Source organism: Thermostichus sp. MS-CIW-25, from assembly GCF_054060015.1.
Window position 1 is genome coordinate 1 of sequence record NZ_JBSSCS010000016.1, and the last position, 16,954, is coordinate 16,954.

Genomic DNA, 16,954 nt, shown 5'->3' on the forward strand with positions numbered 1-16,954 from the left:
GGCTTGCCAACTGCAGGGCTACCGTTCGCGCCAGCGGGCCGGAGGCCTTAAGCCCGCCCTGTACTGCGAAGCAGTCAGGGTCGGGTAGTTTACAATATGGTGATTAATTGTTAAAGCGTTAAAGCCGGGCAGAATGAGCACTTAGTACCGATGCTCCCCTACCCAGAGGCCGACCAATGCTGCCTTGCCCCAGGGATCCACTTTCACTTCTGCCCGCGTGGCTTCAGGGTAACGCCGAATATCCTCTTCCAAGGCATCTCCAATCGCTTCGGGAATAAAAAATTCTTCGGTTCCCAACTTGAGCTGCTGCCCGTCAAACCAGCCTCGCAGTACTTTCTCTTCAGGCTGCAAATCTTTGGGCATCTCCCGGCTGACACCGATTGCTCGCCAAGGTTGAGTGGGATCCCCTGCGGGGGGAGCTAAGCGCAGATAAAGGATCCCTGGCGTCTCCAAATCAGGTAACCAACCCGGCAGTTGCTCTAGGGTGGAGCGCCGACCGACGACGTAGCCCAAGGCCACATACCGGCCCCGCAAAAGGTCATAGGGATCCACAGGGGCCGTTTGCAGGTAGATCGTGGTTCCGACAGCAAGGGTCAGCGCTTGCCGAGCCGGTATCAGCAGAACGATACCCAGTTGCAGCAGTAGGGGTAGCCAAAACCGCCATTTGGGCAGGGATCCCTTCCTAGAAAGATTCAATGGGCCAGCCATAGTAGCCAGAGAGAGGGACTTCTCTCTTATGGCACAGGTTCGCCGATCCCGGACAGAAGCGGGTAGAAGTGCCCCACTGGCCCCTGACCTGACCCGATGGCCAAAGGATGTCGCAGCGCTTCTGTTACATAGGCTTTGGCCGCCACTGTGGCCGCCAAGGGATCCCTGCCCCAGGCCATCTGTGCTGCAATGGCCGCCGAGAGGGTACAGCCGGTGCCGTGGGTGTGGCGGGTGGGGATCCGCTCTGTTTTCAGCACTTCCAGTCGCTCGCCATCGAACCACACATCCACCCCCTGCAGTTCCCCCGGCATACCCCCACCTTTGACCAACACCGCTCCACAGCCCAGGGTGCGAATCTGCTGAGCCGCCGTTTGCATATCCGCCAGGGACTGCAGCTGCAGCCCCGTTAAAATTTGCGCCTCATAGCGATTGGGGGTCAGCACCTGGGCCAAGGGGATCAGCCGCTCGCGGATGGCCTGAATGGCTTCATCTGCCAGCAACTTTGCTCCCGTGCGGGACACCATCACCGGATCCACCACCAGAGGCCGCAACGCCCAGCGCTCCACCTGACGGGCTACCTCCAGCACGATCTCGGCATTCAGCAACATGCCCGTCTTGATCCCTTGCACCCCAATGTCCTGCACCACGGCCTCAATTTGGGCGGCCACGGCTTCGGGGGGCAGCGCCTCGACCCGGCTCACCCCAAGGGTATTTTGGGCAGTCACGCAGGTCAGGGCAGAGGTACCGTGTACCCGTTGGAAAGCAAAGGTGCGCAAATCCGCTTGGATCCCTGCTCCCCCACCACTGTCGGATCCAGCGATGGTGAGGGCGACAGGGGGGTGCTGCTCGGCCAGCAGTGGAGCCGGAGTTGGTTCAGATGCAGAGACAGACATTGGCCAAACGACAAAAATGGGCAAGGGTACCGATAGCCATTTCCATCAATCAATATGAACCATCTCTTTAACGTAGCAATGAAACTGTTGGTTCTCGATTGGTCTGAGACCACTGGGGTATTGGGAAAACTCTTGCAGACGTCTGTCAAGAAGCTGACTAAGAGTGAGTTGTCCTAGTCTAAATCCGAGTAGCCCTCATCAGTGGTGGCGACCACCTCAACCCAGGCTCTATCCCCCTCCACCGCCGTCAAGCTCCAGCGCAGAAGCCGAGCCGGCTGGCCCAGCTCCCGGTCAACTTGCTGACAGAGGGATTGCTCCAGTTGCGGGGCAGAGAGAGGCGAGCTCAACGGCAGAGATAGGTGCAACAAATGCAACTTCACAGGAGTCGAGAACTGATCTCGCCAAGGAAACAGACTTACTTTCGATAACTTCTAACACTAAGAATCCAACAATATAAACTCAACAATATAAACTAATGTAGTATTTTCAGATTAGGCTGAGACAGCCGGGCTACTGAGAAAAACCTTTTGGGCCCCTGCATTATTGCTCCGCAACGCTGACGCGACCAAGGTTTTAGTTGTGGGTACAGTGTCCTAGTTTGAATCGAAATGACTACAACACCTAGTGACATACTCCCGACCCCGACTGCTGTCAGTACGGAGCGGGCTTCTCGCTTCATCGGGGAGCCTACGCAAGAACCCTCCACGAGCAGACACGGAATGTCCTACCGCGTAGTTGCACCAGATTCCGGCAAAAGCCGTTTTGTGCAACTACTCCTATCATACACCATGTGGGGGTATCTGTATCCCGGCACTGACCCTACGGGTACAGTGCGGGGCTTAGCTACCCCCACACCCCCATAAGCTAACAAGTAGACCTGAACAGAAATCCGGCACGGTTAGGAGCCAAACTGCAAACGGTAAACCTCTTCCTCTTGATCGGTCTCCACCTCCAAATCGGAGGTAGCATAGGCTACACACAGCAGCACAAACCCTTGGGCCTGCAGTTCTGGCCCAATCCCCATTGCCTCTGTCTGAGTCACAGATCCCGACTTCAGCCGCCCCGCACAGGTAGTGCAAACCCCCGCCTGACAAGAGGAAGGCAGCTCTATCCCGTGTTCAAGAGCAGCTTGTAAAACCGTCTGATCCGCAGAGGCAGGGAAGCGGTAGGTTTGGCCGCGGTGATGAAGGGTTACTTGATAAGCCGTAGCAGACATCAGGAACGGGCTCCCGACGGAGTACGGGTCACCGTCAGAGACTGTGGCTGGCGCATTTTCTTCACCAGAGCCTGGATCTTTTTGGCTCCTTCCTTTTGCAGGTCGGCGATGTAGTGGCCTTTGAGCCGCTCCGCCTCAGCTTCATCGGAGAAGGGGCCGTAGTAGTAGGTGCAGTCCTCGGTGGTGATCTCGATCCAGACCGACAGGCCGCGCAGCTTATCCAACAGACTGACCAAAGGGTTGCTCACGGGATCCATCCCCCATTATCAAGTCTAGCAATCATTGGATGTCCTTTTGCAATCCCTTAGATTCTACTACTTTTATTGACGATTTGTTGAGGAATGTATCAACCTCAGGGCGTTTGAGGTGGTGGGGAGAGCGCTGCCGGTGGATTTCGTAGAGGGCAATGCCGGCGGCCACAGAAGCATTCAAGCTTTCAGTACGGCCTGCCAAGGGAATGGACAGCAGTTGGTCACAATGGCGCTGTGTGAGCAGGCTAATCCCTTCCCCCTCGGATCCCACCACCAAGGCAATGGGCCGTTGAAAATCGGCTCTATAGATGAGGTCAGTCCCTCGGCTGGTGGTGCCATAAACCCAAAACCCCTGCTCTTTGAGGTATTCCAAAGCCCGATTCAAATTCACCACCCGCGCCACCGGCAAGGTGGAGAGGGCTCCCGCCGCTACCTTCATCACCGTCGAGGTGACTCCTGCTGCCCGCCGCTGGGGGATCACCATCCCCTGCATGCCAAAAGCCTCCACACTACGGGCAATGGCTCCCAAGTTATGGGGATCCTGGATCCCGTCTAGGACTACCAGCACCGGATTGGGGCTGGCCTGCCGGCTTCTTTCCACCAAATCCTCCAGATCCATGTACTGATAAGGCGTGGCTTGGGCAGCGATACCCTGGTGGTTGGCGCCAGCCGTGAGGGCGTTCAGCCGCTTTGGAGAGACTTCGTCGATAACAGTGCCCCGCGCTTTGGCTTCTTCCAACAGAGACAAAAATTGGGGGCTGTAGCGCAACCTCGGCAGGATCCAAACCCGGTTGAGGGTGGCTTGACTTCTCAGGGCGGCCAGTACCGTCTGGCGACCGTAGATGATCTCTTGCTCCAGCTCGGTCTCCGGATTCCCGTCGGCCTGAGGCTGAACTTCCCCTGGCAAGATCCCTGTCTCGCCAGTGGAGAGGCCGGGATCCAGCTCGCCTACTGGTTGAGGAGCCATCTTGCCTTGGGGCCACTGCCGTTGCGCGTCGCGACGGATGGGCTTCACTGGAGCCTCTCGGAGGGCAAGCTTGGGATCCCCGTCTCGGCGTTTGGGCCGCTGTACCCGCTTGCTAACGGATTGCCCTGCCCTTCGCGGCTGCAGTTTGCCCGAGCGAGACAGCCGTGAAGCAGGTTTGCGCTGAGAAGTCTTGGGCATGGGCGTGGAAGATGGAAAGACGGAAAGACTATCCTAACCTTCCCACTCGCCCAGGGTCTCAGCCAAAACATCAGTGAGGGCGAGGATATGGCGCAGCCGTTCGGGATTGGCCAGGTAGAGATAGCCCAGAACCGTTTCCAGGCCGCTGGCGTTTTGGTAGTCGGCCAGAGGCAGATGTCGGGGTGGGCGACCGCAGCCATTGCGACCCCAGCGGACAATTTCCTGCTCCTCGGGGCTGAGATGGGGCAACAGGGCCAACAGCAACTTGGCCTGAGCCGAGCCGCGTACCCGCCTCACCACCTGCTGATGATAGCGCTCCAGTCGATCCGGAGGAAATAGCCGTTGCCGCCGCACGTGCAGTTCGTAAATGGCGTCTCCCAGGTAGGCCAAGGCTGCGGGCGATAGGCGGCGAATCTCGGCCAAGGAGAGCCTTTCAGAAGTGGGTTCGGACAGCAGATCGTTCACAGCAGCTCACGAAAGATAGGCAGAAAAATCTCTAGAACCGCTGTTATCGGCTCATTGCAGAATTCAGTCCATGCTAAGACAAGCTTCCTCTGGTCTGCCAGCCCGACCCACCCTCTTTGCTGCCTTGCAGGTGATTTGGATCACGAGGCCCAAAGAGAAAAGGTGCTATCGAGTAGACAGGGCAAAGCCGGTGAAGGGGCCGATGTTATGAGCCTTGAAAAGCAAGTTGGAGCCACTGCCAAGAATCTGGAGAGCAAAATCCAGGAAATTGTGGGTGAGCTGGCCAGCGATCAGCGTGAAAGGCTGGAAGGTAAGGCCGAGCAAACAAAGGCAGCCACCCACCCTGGAGTCGAGGATGCTCGAGAAGCGATTAAAGACGTTGTGGATGATCCAACGGATGGCCAATAGCTCCAGTTAAGATGCGGGGACAAGGAGATCTGCATTCAGCAAAAGCAGGTAGGCGACGATCGCCCCCCCCATGCCCCCTACCAAGAAGCCGGCAGCCAATTCGCTCCAAGATTGGGATCCCTTTACCGGCCCTGTGTTGCGCTGCGAGGTGACAGAGCCGTAGAGAGAAAGGGCCGCCGTCAGGATCAGGATCAGGCCACAGGCTCCCAAAAAGCCGCTCAGCAGACCGATGGGCTCGTTGCGCAGCGGCCCCAGCTTGGCAAAGGGGCCGACCAGCCAATAGCCGTGGGCCATACCGATTTCCAAGCCCCGCCAAATGGAACTCAATCCCGGTCGGTTGATGGGCAGCCAGTCGATCAACAGCCGGACAACAGGTGTGTGGTTGATCGGTGTCCAGAGATCGCCAATTTGCGGATCTCCCTCAGGGACGGTGACACATCCCTCATCCATATTCAACCTATTCAACGGAGCAGGCTCGGCATTGGGTTCGACCATTTCAGCAACTCTGTGTCTGGTTCAAGAGAGGATGGAAAAAAGCTCAAAAAAGCAGGGATCCCGTCGGGCATGGTTGCACTGGGGATCCCTGGCCTACACTCAGAACGTCAAAATGTCGGGGAAGAAGCGATTGATCTCGATGAACAGGGCAAAAACGAAGCTGGAAAACAGGATAAACGCCACCGGAGCAGTGGTGAGAAACTTGGTGAAGTCAGCCATAGATGCCTCTCAAAGATTGAACAGATCGAGTTAGAAAGCCGGGCTCAGCTCCTCAGCGGGGCGAGATGGGCACAGCCGCTTCCGGCTCTCGAATTTCGCCACTGGCAATCTCCTTGAAAGCAGCAGCAGGCCAAGCCAAAGCCGTGAGGAAACACCGCAGCGCCAGCGGTACATCGATCAAGCTTTCTTTCATCTCGGGGCTATCCTCATCCCGAACCGCGATGAGGTAAGAACGCCCGGCCCAGCCCAGCCAACCGGCGATATAGAGGAAAAGCAGGCCGGGGATGAGAAACTCGCCCGCATGGTTCAACCGACCATCTGTAACCAGGTGGGGCAGGCCCTCTTCGCCGCAGAGCAGCTTGCTGTAGCGCTCAAAGCGCTTGCTGGTTTGGGCCAGCTTTTGCTGGTAGACGGGAGCCATAGCAGGGCTGGCGTTGAGGATCTTCTCCTCTAGGCTGCTCAGGCGTTCGTTCATCAGAGCCTGAAAAGCGGGAACTTCGCTGCAAGGTTTCAGACCGATCAAGGGCTCTGCCTGCACAGATTGGGCGAGGCCAAGCGCGATGCAAAGGGCCAAAAGAAGGCTTAAAAAGGTTCGCATAGCAGGATGTGTCCTTGAGGTAGGGGTCTAGGATCTGTCCAAATGCTAAGGGATGCTAAGTGCAGCAACAGGCACTAAACGGTTAGTATCATACTCCTGAGCGCCTCGCCCCGACGGATCCTGAGTTTTAGCTCACACAATTCTTAATTTAAGGATCCCAAGGCTTTCCTATTCCTTTCCCCAGCTTGCTCTCCCATGCCCCGCGTCCTTGCCATCGAAACCAGTTGTGACGAAACGGCTGTGGCTGTGGTGGCGGCGGATGCAGCCTGGCCGGGGTTTGCCCCACGGCAGCTCAGCTCCGTGGTGGCCAGCCAAATCGACCTTCATGCTGCTTACGGGGGGGTGGTGCCGGAGGTGGCCTCTCGTCAGCATGTGGAAACCTTGCCCTTTGTGCTGGAGAGGGCTCTGCAACAGGCAGGATTGGAGGTGGCCGAGGTAGATGCCATTGCCGTAACCTGTGCGCCGGGCCTGGTGGGATCCCTGCTGGTGGGGCTGATGGGGGCCAAGACCCTGGCTTTGCTTTACGACAAGCCCCTGATCGGGGTGCACCATCTGGAGGGCCATCTCTTCAGCGGCTTTTTGGCCGAGCCCGATCTGCGCCCCCCCTGCCTATGCCTTTTGGTATCGGGAGGCCATACCAGCCTGATTTGGATGAAGGACTACGGGGACTACCAGACGGTGGGCCGCACCCGCGACGATGCTGCCGGCGAGGCATTTGATAAGGTGGCGCGGCTGTTGGGGCTGGGCTACCCGGGGGGGCCGCAGATCGACCGTTGGGCCCAGCAGGGGGATCCAGAGCGGTTCCCGCTGCCAGAGGGCAAAGTGGATCATCCCTACGACAGCAGCTTCAGTGGCCTAAAAACGGCAGTGTTGCGCCTAGTACAGCAGTTGCGGCAAGAGGGCCAGGAGTTGCCCATTGCCGATATTGCCGCCAGCTTTCAAGCCTGCCTGACCGGTGCACTTGCCCAAAAAGCGGTGGCCTGTGCCGAAGCGCTGGGCCTCTCGACACTGCTGCTGACGGGAGGGGTAGCTGCCAATCGGGAGCTGAGGGCCCGCCTCACAGAAGCAGCCCGGCAAAGGGGGTTGCGGGTGGTGATCCCGCCGATTGCCCTTTGTACCGACAATGCGGCCATGATCGGGGCGGCTGGTCTCTGCCATTGGCTGAGAGGGGAGGTCTCGCCGCTGGAGCTGGGGGTAGCCTCGCGCATGCCCCTAGAAGGGATCCCTTCCCTCTACCTGGGTGGGGGCGGAGCTCATACAGAAGAACAGACGGGATCTGCCGCAGCCGTCCTCTGACGTTGCCTCACCTCAAGGTAGATGAGCAGCGCGTTGATGTCGGCGGGGTTGACACCGCCGATGCGGGCCGCCTGGCCCACGGTTAGCGGGCGCACCGCCGAGAGCTTATCCCGCGACTCTTTGGAGAGGGTGGGGATGGAGTGGTAGTCCAGATCGGGGGGCAGAGGGCGGTGGTACTGCTTGCTCACCTGCTCAATTTGGCTTTGCTGCCGCTGGATGTAGCCGCTGTATTTGACGGCAATTTCCGCTGCTTCCTGCTCAAAGGGATCCAGCTCCGCATCCCCCAGCCCCAGTTCCAGGAGATGGGAGTAGTGAATCTGGTTGCGGCGCAAGATCTCGGCCAGGGTGGCGGATCCCTTGATCCCCTGCCCTGTCAGTTGGCTTAGTTGGATGCCGGCCAGGTCGTGGGCCTTCACCCGCTGCGTTTCCAGGCGCTCGATTTCTGCGGCAATGCGCGCTTGCTTGGCTTGGAACAGGGCCCAGCGCCGGTCATCGATCAAGCCCCATTCTCGCCCCAGGGGGGTGAGCCGTTGGTCGGCATTGTCGGAGCGCAGGATGAGGCGGTATTCGGAGCGGCTGGTGAGCATGCGGTAGGGCTCCCGCAGTTCTTTGGTGCAGAGATCGTCGATGAGGGTGCCGATGTAGCTGGACTCCCGCGGCAGGGTGACCAGGGGCTTGCCTTGAACCAGGCGGGCGGCGTTGATCCCGGCTATGAGCCCCTGAGCTGCCGCCTCTTCGTAGCCGGTGGTGCCGTTGATCTGGCCGGCGCAAAACAACCCCTGCACCTTTTTGGTCATCAGAGTGGGGTAGAGCTGGGTGGCCGGCAGATAGTCGTATTCCACCGCATAGGCAGGCCGCAGCATGACGCACCGCTCCAGGCCAGGCAAGGAGCGCAACATCTGGATCTGGATTTTCTCAGGCATCCCCGTGGAGAACCCCTGGATGTAGAGCTCCGGCAGATCCCGCCCTTCCGGCTCAATAAAAATCTGATGGCTTTCCTTGTCGGCAAAGCGGACAATCTTGTCTTCGATGCTGGGGCAGTAGCGGGGCCCTTTGGCCTCCACCCAGCCGCCATAGACAGGGGTTTCGTGGAGATTTTCCCGGATGATGCGGTGGGTCTCTGGGGTGGTGCGGGTCAAGTAGCAATCCATCTGCTCCCTTGGCACCCACACCTCGGGGTCGAAGCTAAACCAGCGCACATCGGGATCCCCCGGTTGCCGCTCCATGACCGAAAAATCCACGCTGCGCCGATCCACGCGGGCAGGGGTGCCGGTTTTCAGCCGGCCCGTTTCAAAGCCCAGTTGGCGCAGGGTGTCGGTCAGCCCTTCCACGGCAAATTCCCCTGCCCGTCCGGCAGCTTGCCAGTGGCGACCAATCCAGATGCGCCCCCCCAAAAACGTGCCGGTGGTCAGGATCACCGCTCGGCAGCCGAAGATGGTGCCAAAGTGGGTGACCACGCCCACCACCTCGTCGTTGCGCCCCAACACCAAATCGGTGACAGTGCCCTCGCGAATCGTCAGGTTGGGCTGGTTTTCCACCACCGAGCGCATCACCCGCGCATATTCCCTTTTGTCGGTTTGTGCCCGCAGCGCCCACACCGCCGGCCCCCGCGAGCGGTTGAGCACCCGCTTTTGCAAATAGGTGCGGTCGGTAACTTTGCCCATCTCGCCGCCGAGAGCATCGATTTCGTGCACCAGCTGCGATTTGGCCGGGCCGCCGACGGCAGGGTTACAGGGTTGCCAGGCGATCTTGTCCAGATTCAACGTCAGCATGAGGGTGTTACAGCCCAGCCGCGCTGCCGCCAATGCTGCCTCACAGCCGGAGTGCCCCCCGCCAACCACCACCACATCGTAGTGATCGAGAAAATCAAGGCTATCCTGTCCAACTTTGAGCATAAGGTGGCAATTCCAAAATGAATAGCCGGGATCCCCGGTCTTTTAATTTTCAGGTTATTTCAGCTCGCTTATCCAGCTTAGCGATGGCGGCAACGGATAGGGTTATTTGCGACCGGCCTGAGGCAGGCAGAGCAGTAGGGAAAGTTTTCTGTTGCCCTGGGAAATAAAGTTGGGTAGAGGCTCAGTTCCCAGCCTAAGTCACCTGATTGAAGAGTTGAAGAGACCTCAGGGCGCTGGGATCAGCTCCCCCAAGGCTGCCGATAGCAGGGGATCCCAGAGGAAAGGGCAGAGTCGCCCAAGGGATGCTGCGGCTCATACAAACACCAGACAGCCCGCCTGAGAGAGCCAAGCACCGATTCCATTATCCTCAACCGGATCTAATCCAGACTATTTTAGTCGGGTTTAGTTGACGCGGCAGATTGCGGGTGATAAGATTCCCCCCAACGATAGGTAAGTTCAATCCAGCGCCCACCCTTTCCTTCACCTTGAGGCTGCCCATGTCCCAAACTCTTTCCGAACGCCCGCTCAGCCCTGCCGATTCCCCGTTGGCCTCTGCCTTGCACAGCTCCAAGGTGGGCTTCAGCCGTTTGCGCTGTCGGGAGTGTGGCGCCGAGTATGAGACGGTCGCCAAGCATGTTTGTGAGCTGTGTTTCGGCCCCCTGGAAGTGGCTTATGACTACGACTGGCTGAAGCGCACGGTTAGCCGTCAGAGCATCCAGGCCGGGCCGCATTCCATCTGGCGCTATCGGCCTTTTCTGCCAGTAACTTCTGAAAAGCCCATCGATGTGGGCACCGGCATGACCCCGCTGGTTAAGGCGGAGCGGCTGGGTCGGCGGCTGGGGTTAAAAAATCTTTACATCAAGAACGATGCCGTCAACATGCCCACCCTTAGCTTCAAGGATCGGGTGGTGTCGGTGGCGCTGACCCGCGCCAAGGAGCTGGGTTTTACCACCGTTTCCTGCGCCAGCACGGGCAATCTGGCCAACTCCACCGCTGCTATTGCCGCCCACGCCGGCTTGGACTGCACCATCTTCATCCCGGCGGACTTAGAAGCGGGCAAAGTGCTGGGATCCCTGATTTACAACCCCACCGTCATGGCGGTGGAGGGCAACTACGACCAGGTGAACCGCCTCTGCGCCGAGGTGGCGGATCGCTACGGCTGGGGCTTCGTCAATATCAACCTGCGCCCCTACTACTCGGAAGGCTCCAAAACCCTGGCCTACGAGGTGGTGGAGCAACTGGGCTGGCAACTGCCGGATCAGGTAGTGATCCCGCTGGCCTCGGGATCCCTGTACACCAAGGTTTACAAAGGCTTCCAGGAGTTTGTGAAGGTGGGGCTGGTGGCGGATAAGCCGGTCACCTTCCACGGCGCCCAGGCGCAGGGATGTTCGCCCATTGCCCAAGCCTTCCGCGAGGGACGGGATTTTGTCACTCCGGTTAAGCCCAATACCATCGCCAAGTCCATCGCCATCGGCAACCCTGCCGACGGGATCTACGCCCTGGACATTGCCCGCAGAACCGGTGGGCAGATCGCAACGGCCACGGATCCCGAGATCATCGCCGGCATTAAGCTCCTGGCCGAGACCGAAGGCATCTTCACCGAGACTGCCGGCGGCACCACCATTGCCGTGCTCAAACACCTGGCAGAATCCGGTCAAATCGATCCGGAGGCGGTTACAGTAGCCTACATTACTGGCAACGGTCTGAAGACCCAGGAGGCGGTTCAAGCCCACGTAGGCCATCCGCTGGTGATCTCGCCCAGGCTGGAGAGCTTTGAACAGGCTTTGGAGCGGGCCCGCACCCTGGAGCGGCTGGACTGGCAGGAGGCATCAGTATGAACTCGGTTTGCAGGGAAGACCCTCTCCATTGCCTCTTAACAGGATCTTAATGAAGAACTGTTAAGATCCCTGGCGTAGACCTATTGGCTCAGGAGCTTTGCACAATGCCTATCTTTCCTTCTGTTCAACGCCTTGTTCGCCGTTGGATCCCGTTGGCGGCTGTAGTGGCCCCGCTTGTCTTTGCTCCTGCGGCCCAGCCTCAAGGGCTAAACACCATTGCCGTTGAGCTGGAAACTTTGCCCAGCAGCTACTCGACGCTGGCGGCAGCTTTGCGGGCGACGGGCCTGAATACGGCGTTGGCAGGGCCGGGGCCGTTCACGGTCTTTGCCCCTTCCGATGTGGCCTTTGGGCAACTGCCGCCGGGTACGGTGGAGACGCTGTTGCAGCCGGCCAGCCGGGCTCAGCTCACCCGCATTCTCACGTATCATGTGGTGCCGGGGCGGATTACCTCGTTTGACCTGCGGCCCGGCCAATCGACCACTCTGACCACCTTGGCAGGGCTGCCGCTGCAGGTGCAGGTGGGATCCGATGGCAGCATCCGGGTCAACGGGGCTAACGTGAACCTGGCGGATATTCCAGTTTCCAACGGCGTGATTCACGGCATCGATGGGGTGCTGCTACCCTAGTTTTTTGATGTTGGTTAATGGACGAGGCATTGGGCTATGGCAGTCAAGGTGCTGATTCCCAACACGCTGCGGGCGCTCACCCAGGATCAGGGGGTGGTGAATTGCGAGGGATCCACCATCCGCGAATTGTTGGATGCTTTGGAACAACGCTGTCCGGGGATTAAGGCGCGGCTGTGCGATGAGAAGGGGGAATTGCGCCGCTTCGTCAACTTTTATGTGAACAGCGAAGACATTCGCTTCCTCAAGGGATGTGACACCCCTCTGCAAGATGGGGATGAGGTGAGCATCGTCCCTGCCGTTGCTGGGGGCTGAGGGCTGCCAAGCCTGCCGTGGACGCTGTGGAGTGGTTGAGCCAGCCGGCCCCGCTGGTGGCACCTGCCTTGCTGGGCATGGTTCTGGTGCGGCAATTTGCCGATGGGCTGCAGGTGCGGGCCCAGATCGTAGAGACGGAGGCCTACACGGCTGGGGATCCGGCCTGCCATGCCTACCGCCGCAAGACCCAACGCAACCAGGTCATGTTTGGCCCGCCAGGGCATCTCTACATCTATCGCATCTACGGCCTCTACCACTGTCTAAATATCGTTACCGAGCCAGAAGGGATCCCGGCGGCGGTTCTGATCCGGGCAGCTCAGTTGGATCGCCTGCCAGACTGGATCCCGGCCAACAAACAGAATCAGCCAGCACGGGCGGCGGCGGGGCCGGGCCTGCTCTGTCAAGCACTGCGGATCGACGGATCCCACAACGGCTGGCGGCTAGAGCGGGCGGAAGCCGGCCAGGAAGGCATTTGGCTGGAGGGATCCCCCTCTTGGCAAACGCAGTTGTCCATCGTCCAAACCACCCGCATCGGCATCACCCAAGGAGCCGAGATCCCCTGGCGCTGGTACATTGGTGGACATCCGGCGGTGTCGCGCTATTAGTGGGGGCAGGCGGACAATGCTCGCAGAAGGCAGTGGCTAAAGGACTCCGTCCCGCTTACGCGAACGGCAGGGGCTGCCTGGGCTGGTCAGCGGGGTTGTGCTGCTCTTGCTGGGGTTGCCCACGTTGGCCCAGCCTGTTCCAACTTTTCCAGGACTGATACATTTACGCTGAACACTGCTGAACATCACTGTTCAACTATGCAGCGATAGCATTCTGTTTGTTTCCAACCAGAATGGCGGTATCCCGCAAAGCTTTGAGTAGAATACCCAAAGCGCAGTTTCCGTGTCGTCTTACTACCAATTTTCTGCTTTGCTTTGGCTACCATGTTGGCAGACTCGAAAGTAAACAGAAAGATCAACTGGTAGTAATCCGTACTGAACATATTATACATTATTTTCAGTATAGTTGAGCTTATTATTGACTAGAGTCATGCTCTTGACGATGCAAGCCCAGACCCACTTCACCTATCGCACCGGGTTTCAGCGCTGGCGGGCGGGAGAAGCTCAGGGGTTTCAGGACTGGTCAACCCAAGGGATCCGCCTGAACGCCCGAGGGCAATTGGTCTTGGATCCAGAGGGTTTGCGGCAAGAAGTCAGCCTTGAAGAGCCTGAGGTGGCGCTAAGGACTCCGTCCCGCTTACGCGATCGGGGGCGCCCTTTCTATCCCCTTGGCCCCTACTGGGTGGGAGAAGCCACCAGCCCAGCAGTCCCCACCAGCTTCCCTATGGTCGGGGCAATCGCTTCCTGGAATGCCACCACGCCCCCCGGCACCTGGTTGGAACTGTGGATTCGGGCCAAGCTTTCAGACCGCTGGACAAAGTGGTATCACGGCGGGGTATGGGCTGCGGATCCCTTGACTCTGGCCAGCCACTCAGTGCAAGGACAAGGGGATGAGGATGGCAACCTGTACACGGACTTGCTGGTGCTCAAGGATACCCTCAACGGAGCAGAAGCCTTCCAGGTCAGGGTGCGCCTGTTCACGCAAGAGCCAGGCCGTTCTGCCGTTGTGGATCAGGTGGCAGTTGCCATTTCCAACGAGCCGGTCAGGCCCAGCCGCCTATCCCCTGGGGATCCCAGCCGCTGGGGCAAAATCTTGGATCTGCCTTGGTGCTCCCAGATGGTGTACCCCGATGGGGGAGAGGTCTGGTGTAGCCCCACCTCTTTGGCGATGGTGATGGCCTACTGGAAGCGGGATCCCCGCCCCTGTGAGGTGTTGGTGCGCGCAGCAGTGGCCGGTGTGTATGACCGGGTTTACCAGGGCCATGGCAACTGGGCTTTCAACGTCGCCCATGCTGCCGAGCAAGGTTTGTCCGGCGTGGTGGCGCGGCTGGAGAGCTTGGCTCAAGCAGAAGCCTGGATCGCGGCAGGGGTTCCGGTGATCCTCAGCTATGCTTGGGGTGAGGGAGAACTGGAAGGGGCGCCAATTCCCAGAAGCAACGGCCATCTGGCGGTGCTGGTGGGGTTTGCTCGCGGCAGCGGTGCGGAGCAGTTTAGCCACGGGGATCCCATCGTCCACGATCCGGCGGCCAAAACCAACGAAGAGGTTCGCCGTACCTACCGCCGCGAACAGCTAGAGTCGTTGTGGCTGGAGCACTCCGGGGGTACCGTCTACTTGATTCATCCGCGAGAGTGGCCTGTCCCCACTCTATAGCCGAACCGGGCGAACGCGGGCAGCATCGACTTACAGCGCTACCGCTATGGCCTGGATGATTTCCTGGCCGCTGAAACTGCTATCTGGTCTTTCGGTGGGGATTTGAGTAAGGATAGATGGAGTGAGGAGTGCGACTCACCTGCGGGTGAGGATGGTTGGTCATGAATAGGAATGCGGTTCAGGGGCCAAGGCATTGGTCGAGGTGGCTCCTGCGGCAGAGAGAGTGCTGGGCAATTCTCGCCGGTTTGTACGCTGATGAAGGTAAGCGTGGGGGTTTGGGTTTCCGCCATTTCCCAGTTTGTGGGAGGGGATGAGCTGCATCATGCCACGACGGGCTTCCCTGACACCGCTACCTTGGCCTGCGCTGAGTGCCTTGGTGCTGGCTCTCTCGGGCTGTGGCGAGCTTTCTTCTTCTAGTCTGTCTCCCAGCGTTGTTCCCCCTGCGGCCCTACAGCCGGTTTTAACTCCAACTCCTCTCCCTCCCTCCCCGCTTTCTCTGACTTTCGAGCAAGCCCGCCAGTCCGGCTTGTCGGTGCCCAGCAACCGCATCGTTCTGCTGCTCCAGGAACAGGGATCCGATCTGGTGGCCCAGCTACCGGCCTCAGAGGTGGATCGCTGGCTGGCTCGCACTCCCACCTGGCCGGGGGTGGAAGGGATCGACCTGAGCATTACCCTGGGCACCTATCGCCAAACCGCCACTGCCCCTCTGCGCCCGGGGCAACCGGCCACTTTCACCTTCACCAATCCTCCCGCCGGGGAAGCGGAGCTCAGCGCCATCGCCTATCGGGGATCCACCACTCTGGCGCAGGGGAAGGGATCCCTGACCCTTTCTGCCCGCTCTGAGGGTTCTGGCGGTGCTAACCGTCCTCCCCAAGACACAGAGCGCCAGCGCCGCCTTTCGATGTTGGTGCTCTCTGAGGTGGGGGTACCGCTGCTGCACACCAGCTCGGCAGCGCCCACCCTTGGCCAGCCGTTGCTGCTCTCAGGGGAAAATTTGGAGCGGGTGGAAACAGTTCTCTTTGCTGCAGCAGCCAATCCCGAGCGCATCCTGAGGGGGGAAATTCGCTCCCGCAGCGGTGACCGTTTGGTGGTGATGCCGCCTTCTTCTCTTTCCGGCTCAGTTTGGGTTGCTGTTGCGGATGCTTCCGGGCAAGGGTTGGGCACTCTGGTCTACGATTGGCCTGCCGCTACTCCTTCCCCCAGCCCCTCTCCCACCCCCGCTGCTCCAGCAGCATCGGCCTGGGTGGTGGAAACTTTGCTGGATGGCCGCACCTCGCCCGCGGCAGATCCTGTCGGCAACGCCCCTGATAACACCGGCACCGAGTCCAGGATCTACCTGCAGCAAATCAGCGGCATTGCTGTGGATCCTGAAGGAGCCTTCTATTTAGCCGATAGAGCCCAGCACCGCATCTTCCGGCTGTCTCCAGAGGGGGAATTGGAAGTTTGGGCCGGCACAGGCCAAGCAGGCCGCCGCGACGGAGCAGCCAATCAAGCTCAGTTTGACTCCCCACAGGGGCTGCTCTGGGATCCCAGGGGGGGATTGTGGGTGGCCGACAGCGGCAACCATTGCCTGCGCTATATCAACCTGCAACGACAGGTGAGCACCTTTGCCGGCACTTGTATAGCCGGATACCGAGATGGGGGGCTTGACCGAGCTCAGTTCCGGGAGCCATCTGGGCTGGCTTTGGGTTCAGATGGCAGCCTCTACGTTGCCGACCGCGCCAATCGCCGCATCCGCCGCATCACCCCTGCAGGTGAAGTGACCACGGTTGCCGGCACCGGCCAGCCGGGATCCGTCGATGGCCCAGCAGAACAGGCCCAGCTCCTGCAGCCCACGGCTCTGGCGGTGGATAAGGAGGGGAACCTCTGGATTGCCGATGGACATCGCCTGCGCCGGCTCTCTGCTGGCGGACGAGTGACCACCCTCTCCGGGGCAGAGCCAGGCTATCGGGATGGCCCCCTGGCAGAGGCCCGTTTTCAAACCCTGGGGGGGCTGGCCTTCGATGCGGCAGGCAACCTCTGGGTGGCCGACCGAGATAACCATCGCATTCGTCGTCTTCAGCCTGGGGGACAAGTTTCCACCTTGGCCGGACAGAATCAGCGCGGTTGGCAGGATGGCCCCACCTCGGCAGCCCGGTTTGAGCAGCCTGCCGGCTTGGTAGTCTTAGCGGATGGCAGTGTGGTGGTGGTGGATGCCGGCTTGCCGGGCTTGCGTCGCATAAGCCGCGTTGCCTCTGGGCCCGCCACCCCAACTCCTGTGGGATCCCTGTAGGCTCTTGCCAGGCCGCCGTCTTTTGGGTTTCGCAGGGATCC

General features: G+C 59.7%; 19 protein-coding genes and 1 pseudogene. 8 read left to right on the plus strand and 12 right to left on the minus strand.

Annotated elements, in window-relative coordinates; all coding sequences use genetic code 11:
* Nucleotides 1–141: 141 nt before the first annotated feature.
* The 7 genes from ACVWZ1_RS07380 to ACVWZ1_RS07410 all read right to left on the minus strand — a co-directional run bounded on the left by ACVWZ1_RS07380 (nucleotide 142) and on the right by ACVWZ1_RS07410 (nucleotide 4,698).
* Nucleotides 142–708, minus strand: coding sequence for a GDYXXLXY domain-containing protein (locus tag ACVWZ1_RS07380; RefSeq protein WP_457502995.1), 567 nt, complete (start codon nucleotides 706–708; stop codon nucleotides 142–144).
* A gap of 26 nt (nucleotides 709–734) precedes the next feature.
* Nucleotides 735–1,601: a bifunctional hydroxymethylpyrimidine kinase/phosphomethylpyrimidine kinase gene (thiD, locus tag ACVWZ1_RS07385; protein ID WP_457502996.1), complete on the minus strand. Its 867-nt coding sequence runs from the start codon at nucleotides 1,599–1,601 to the stop codon at nucleotides 735–737.
* A 173-nt stretch (nucleotides 1,602–1,774) separates the two neighbouring features.
* Nucleotides 1,775–1,981: a hypothetical protein gene (locus tag ACVWZ1_RS07390; RefSeq protein WP_414332282.1), complete on the minus strand. Its 207-nt coding sequence runs from the start codon at nucleotides 1,979–1,981 to the stop codon at nucleotides 1,775–1,777.
* 518 nt (nucleotides 1,982–2,499) lie between these two features.
* Nucleotides 2,500–2,817, minus strand: coding sequence for a 2Fe-2S iron-sulfur cluster-binding protein (locus tag ACVWZ1_RS07395; protein ID WP_011434371.1), 318 nt, complete (start codon nucleotides 2,815–2,817; stop codon nucleotides 2,500–2,502).
* On the minus strand, nucleotides 2,817–3,074 hold the full coding sequence (locus ACVWZ1_RS07400; protein ID WP_011434370.1) for a DUF1816 domain-containing protein: 258 nt from the start codon (nucleotides 3,072–3,074) through the stop codon (nucleotides 2,817–2,819). The genes ACVWZ1_RS07395 and ACVWZ1_RS07400 overlap by 1 nt, the downstream gene beginning before the upstream one ends.
* Before the next feature lie 22 nt (nucleotides 3,075–3,096).
* Nucleotides 3,097–4,233 (minus strand): 23S rRNA (guanosine(2251)-2'-O)-methyltransferase RlmB, encoded by a 1,137-nt coding sequence (rlmB, locus tag ACVWZ1_RS07405; RefSeq protein WP_457502998.1) that lies wholly within the window; start codon nucleotides 4,231–4,233, stop codon nucleotides 3,097–3,099.
* Nucleotides 4,234–4,266: 33 nt separating this feature from the next.
* Nucleotides 4,267–4,698, minus strand: coding sequence for a ribonuclease III domain-containing protein (locus tag ACVWZ1_RS07410; RefSeq protein ID WP_414427940.1), 432 nt, complete (start codon nucleotides 4,696–4,698; stop codon nucleotides 4,267–4,269).
* Nucleotides 4,699–4,905: 207 nt separating this feature from the next.
* Here ACVWZ1_RS07410 and ACVWZ1_RS07415 point away from each other — a divergent pair, with 207 nt between their 5' ends.
* Nucleotides 4,906–5,106 carry a CsbD family protein gene (locus ACVWZ1_RS07415; RefSeq protein WP_457502999.1) on the plus strand — a complete coding sequence of 67 codons (201 nt, stop codon included), beginning with the start codon at nucleotides 4,906–4,908 and terminating at the stop codon, nucleotides 5,104–5,106.
* Nucleotides 5,107–5,112: 6 nt separating this feature from the next.
* On the opposite strand, the gene ACVWZ1_RS07420 is transcribed toward ACVWZ1_RS07415, so the two are convergent.
* From ACVWZ1_RS07420 to ACVWZ1_RS07430, 3 genes are all read right to left on the minus strand, one after another.
* A complete protein-coding gene (locus ACVWZ1_RS07420; protein WP_457466516.1) occupies nucleotides 5,113–5,601 on the minus strand; it encodes a photosystem I reaction center protein subunit XI in 489 nt (162 codons plus the stop codon).
* 99 nt (nucleotides 5,602–5,700) lie between these two features.
* Nucleotides 5,701–5,820: a photosystem I reaction center subunit IX gene (locus ACVWZ1_RS07425; protein ID WP_011434365.1), complete on the minus strand. Its 120-nt coding sequence runs from the start codon at nucleotides 5,818–5,820 to the stop codon at nucleotides 5,701–5,703.
* A gap of 52 nt (nucleotides 5,821–5,872) precedes the next feature.
* The gene (locus tag ACVWZ1_RS07430) at nucleotides 5,873–6,418 is read right to left on the minus strand and encodes a Photosystem I reaction center subunit III (protein ID WP_414342216.1); all 546 of its coding nucleotides are present in this window, start codon (nucleotides 6,416–6,418) and stop codon (nucleotides 5,873–5,875) included.
* Between the two features lie 195 nt (nucleotides 6,419–6,613).
* Between ACVWZ1_RS07430 and tsaD the strand changes: the two genes are divergently transcribed.
* The gene (gene tsaD, locus ACVWZ1_RS07435) at nucleotides 6,614–7,714 is read left to right on the plus strand and encodes a tRNA (adenosine(37)-N6)-threonylcarbamoyltransferase complex transferase subunit TsaD (protein ID WP_457466517.1); all 1,101 of its coding nucleotides are present in this window, start codon (nucleotides 6,614–6,616) and stop codon (nucleotides 7,712–7,714) included.
* Here the strand turns inward: tsaD and mnmG are convergent.
* Nucleotides 7,672–9,609, minus strand: coding sequence for a tRNA uridine-5-carboxymethylaminomethyl(34) synthesis enzyme MnmG (gene mnmG / locus ACVWZ1_RS07440; protein WP_457503001.1), 1,938 nt, complete (start codon nucleotides 9,607–9,609; stop codon nucleotides 7,672–7,674). The genes tsaD and mnmG overlap by 43 nt on opposite strands.
* A gap of 497 nt (nucleotides 9,610–10,106) precedes the next feature.
* Between mnmG and thrC the strand changes: the two genes are divergently transcribed.
* From thrC to ACVWZ1_RS07460, 4 genes are all read left to right on the plus strand, one after another.
* Complete coding sequence (gene thrC, locus ACVWZ1_RS07445; protein ID WP_457503002.1) at nucleotides 10,107–11,447, plus strand: threonine synthase; 1,341 nt, start codon at nucleotides 10,107–10,109, stop codon at nucleotides 11,445–11,447.
* Between the two features lie 104 nt (nucleotides 11,448–11,551).
* A complete protein-coding gene (locus ACVWZ1_RS07450) occupies nucleotides 11,552–12,073 on the plus strand; it encodes a fasciclin domain-containing protein (RefSeq protein WP_011434359.1) in 522 nt (173 codons plus the stop codon).
* Nucleotides 12,074–12,109: 36 nt separating this feature from the next.
* Nucleotides 12,110–12,385, plus strand: coding sequence for a ubiquitin-like small modifier protein 1 (locus ACVWZ1_RS07455; protein ID WP_011434358.1), 276 nt, complete (start codon nucleotides 12,110–12,112; stop codon nucleotides 12,383–12,385).
* A gap of 26 nt (nucleotides 12,386–12,411) precedes the next feature.
* Entirely contained in the window at nucleotides 12,412–12,990 is a 579-nt protein-coding gene (locus ACVWZ1_RS07460; RefSeq protein WP_011434357.1) for a DNA-3-methyladenine glycosylase, read from the plus strand.
* A gap of 196 nt (nucleotides 12,991–13,186) precedes the next feature.
* Here the strand turns inward: ACVWZ1_RS07460 and ACVWZ1_RS07465 are convergent.
* Nucleotides 13,187–13,370 (minus strand): annotated as a pseudogene (locus tag ACVWZ1_RS07465) (hypothetical protein); the annotation flags it as partial.
* 50 nt (nucleotides 13,371–13,420) lie between these two features.
* Here ACVWZ1_RS07465 and ACVWZ1_RS07470 point away from each other — a divergent pair.
* Together ACVWZ1_RS07470 and ACVWZ1_RS07475 are read left to right on the plus strand one after the other, a co-directional pair.
* Entirely contained in the window at nucleotides 13,421–14,641 is a 1,221-nt protein-coding gene (locus ACVWZ1_RS07470; RefSeq protein ID WP_457503003.1) for a peptidase C39 family protein, read from the plus strand.
* A gap of 322 nt (nucleotides 14,642–14,963) precedes the next feature.
* Nucleotides 14,964–16,913 carry an NHL repeat-containing protein gene (locus ACVWZ1_RS07475; RefSeq protein ID WP_457503004.1) on the plus strand — a complete coding sequence of 650 codons (1,950 nt, stop codon included), beginning with the start codon at nucleotides 14,964–14,966 and terminating at the stop codon, nucleotides 16,911–16,913.
* Nucleotides 16,914–16,954 lie beyond the last annotated feature (41 nt).

Bases quoted from the DNA above. Each gene is read 5' to 3' on its own strand.
- ACVWZ1_RS07380 (WP_457502995.1), bottom strand. From the start codon at position 708: ATGGCTGGCCCATTGAATCTTTCTAGGAAGGGATCCCTGCCCAAATGG.
- thiD (WP_457502996.1), bottom strand. From the start codon at position 1,601: ATGTCTGTCTCTGCATCTGAACCAACTCCGGCTCCACTGCTGGCCGAG.
- ACVWZ1_RS07395 (WP_011434371.1), bottom strand. From the start codon at position 2,817: ATGTCTGCTACGGCTTATCAAGTAACCCTTCATCACCGCGGCCAAACC.
- ACVWZ1_RS07400 (WP_011434370.1), bottom strand. From the start codon at position 3,074: ATGGATCCCGTGAGCAACCCTTTGGTCAGTCTGTTGGATAAGCTGCGC.
- rlmB (WP_457502998.1), bottom strand. From the start codon at position 4,233: ATGCCCAAGACTTCTCAGCGCAAACCTGCTTCACGGCTGTCTCGCTCG.
- ACVWZ1_RS07415 (WP_457502999.1), top strand. From the start codon at position 4,906: ATGAGCCTTGAAAAGCAAGTTGGAGCCACTGCCAAGAATCTGGAGAGC.
- ACVWZ1_RS07420 (WP_457466516.1), bottom strand. From the start codon at position 5,601: ATGGTCGAACCCAATGCCGAGCCTGCTCCGTTGAATAGGTTGAATATG.
- ACVWZ1_RS07425 (WP_011434365.1), bottom strand. From the start codon at position 5,820: ATGGCTGACTTCACCAAGTTTCTCACCACTGCTCCGGTGGCGTTTATC.
- ACVWZ1_RS07430 (WP_414342216.1), bottom strand. From the start codon at position 6,418: ATGCGAACCTTTTTAAGCCTTCTTTTGGCCCTTTGCATCGCGCTTGGC.
- tsaD (WP_457466517.1), top strand. From the start codon at position 6,614: ATGCCCCGCGTCCTTGCCATCGAAACCAGTTGTGACGAAACGGCTGTG.
- mnmG (WP_457503001.1), bottom strand. From the start codon at position 9,609: ATGCTCAAAGTTGGACAGGATAGCCTTGATTTTCTCGATCACTACGAT.
- thrC (WP_457503002.1), top strand. From the start codon at position 10,107: ATGTCCCAAACTCTTTCCGAACGCCCGCTCAGCCCTGCCGATTCCCCG.
- ACVWZ1_RS07450 (WP_011434359.1), top strand. From the start codon at position 11,552: ATGCCTATCTTTCCTTCTGTTCAACGCCTTGTTCGCCGTTGGATCCCG.
- ACVWZ1_RS07455 (WP_011434358.1), top strand. From the start codon at position 12,110: ATGGCAGTCAAGGTGCTGATTCCCAACACGCTGCGGGCGCTCACCCAG.
- ACVWZ1_RS07470 (WP_457503003.1), top strand. From the start codon at position 13,421: ATGCTCTTGACGATGCAAGCCCAGACCCACTTCACCTATCGCACCGGG.
- ACVWZ1_RS07475 (WP_457503004.1), top strand. From the start codon at position 14,964: ATGCCACGACGGGCTTCCCTGACACCGCTACCTTGGCCTGCGCTGAGT.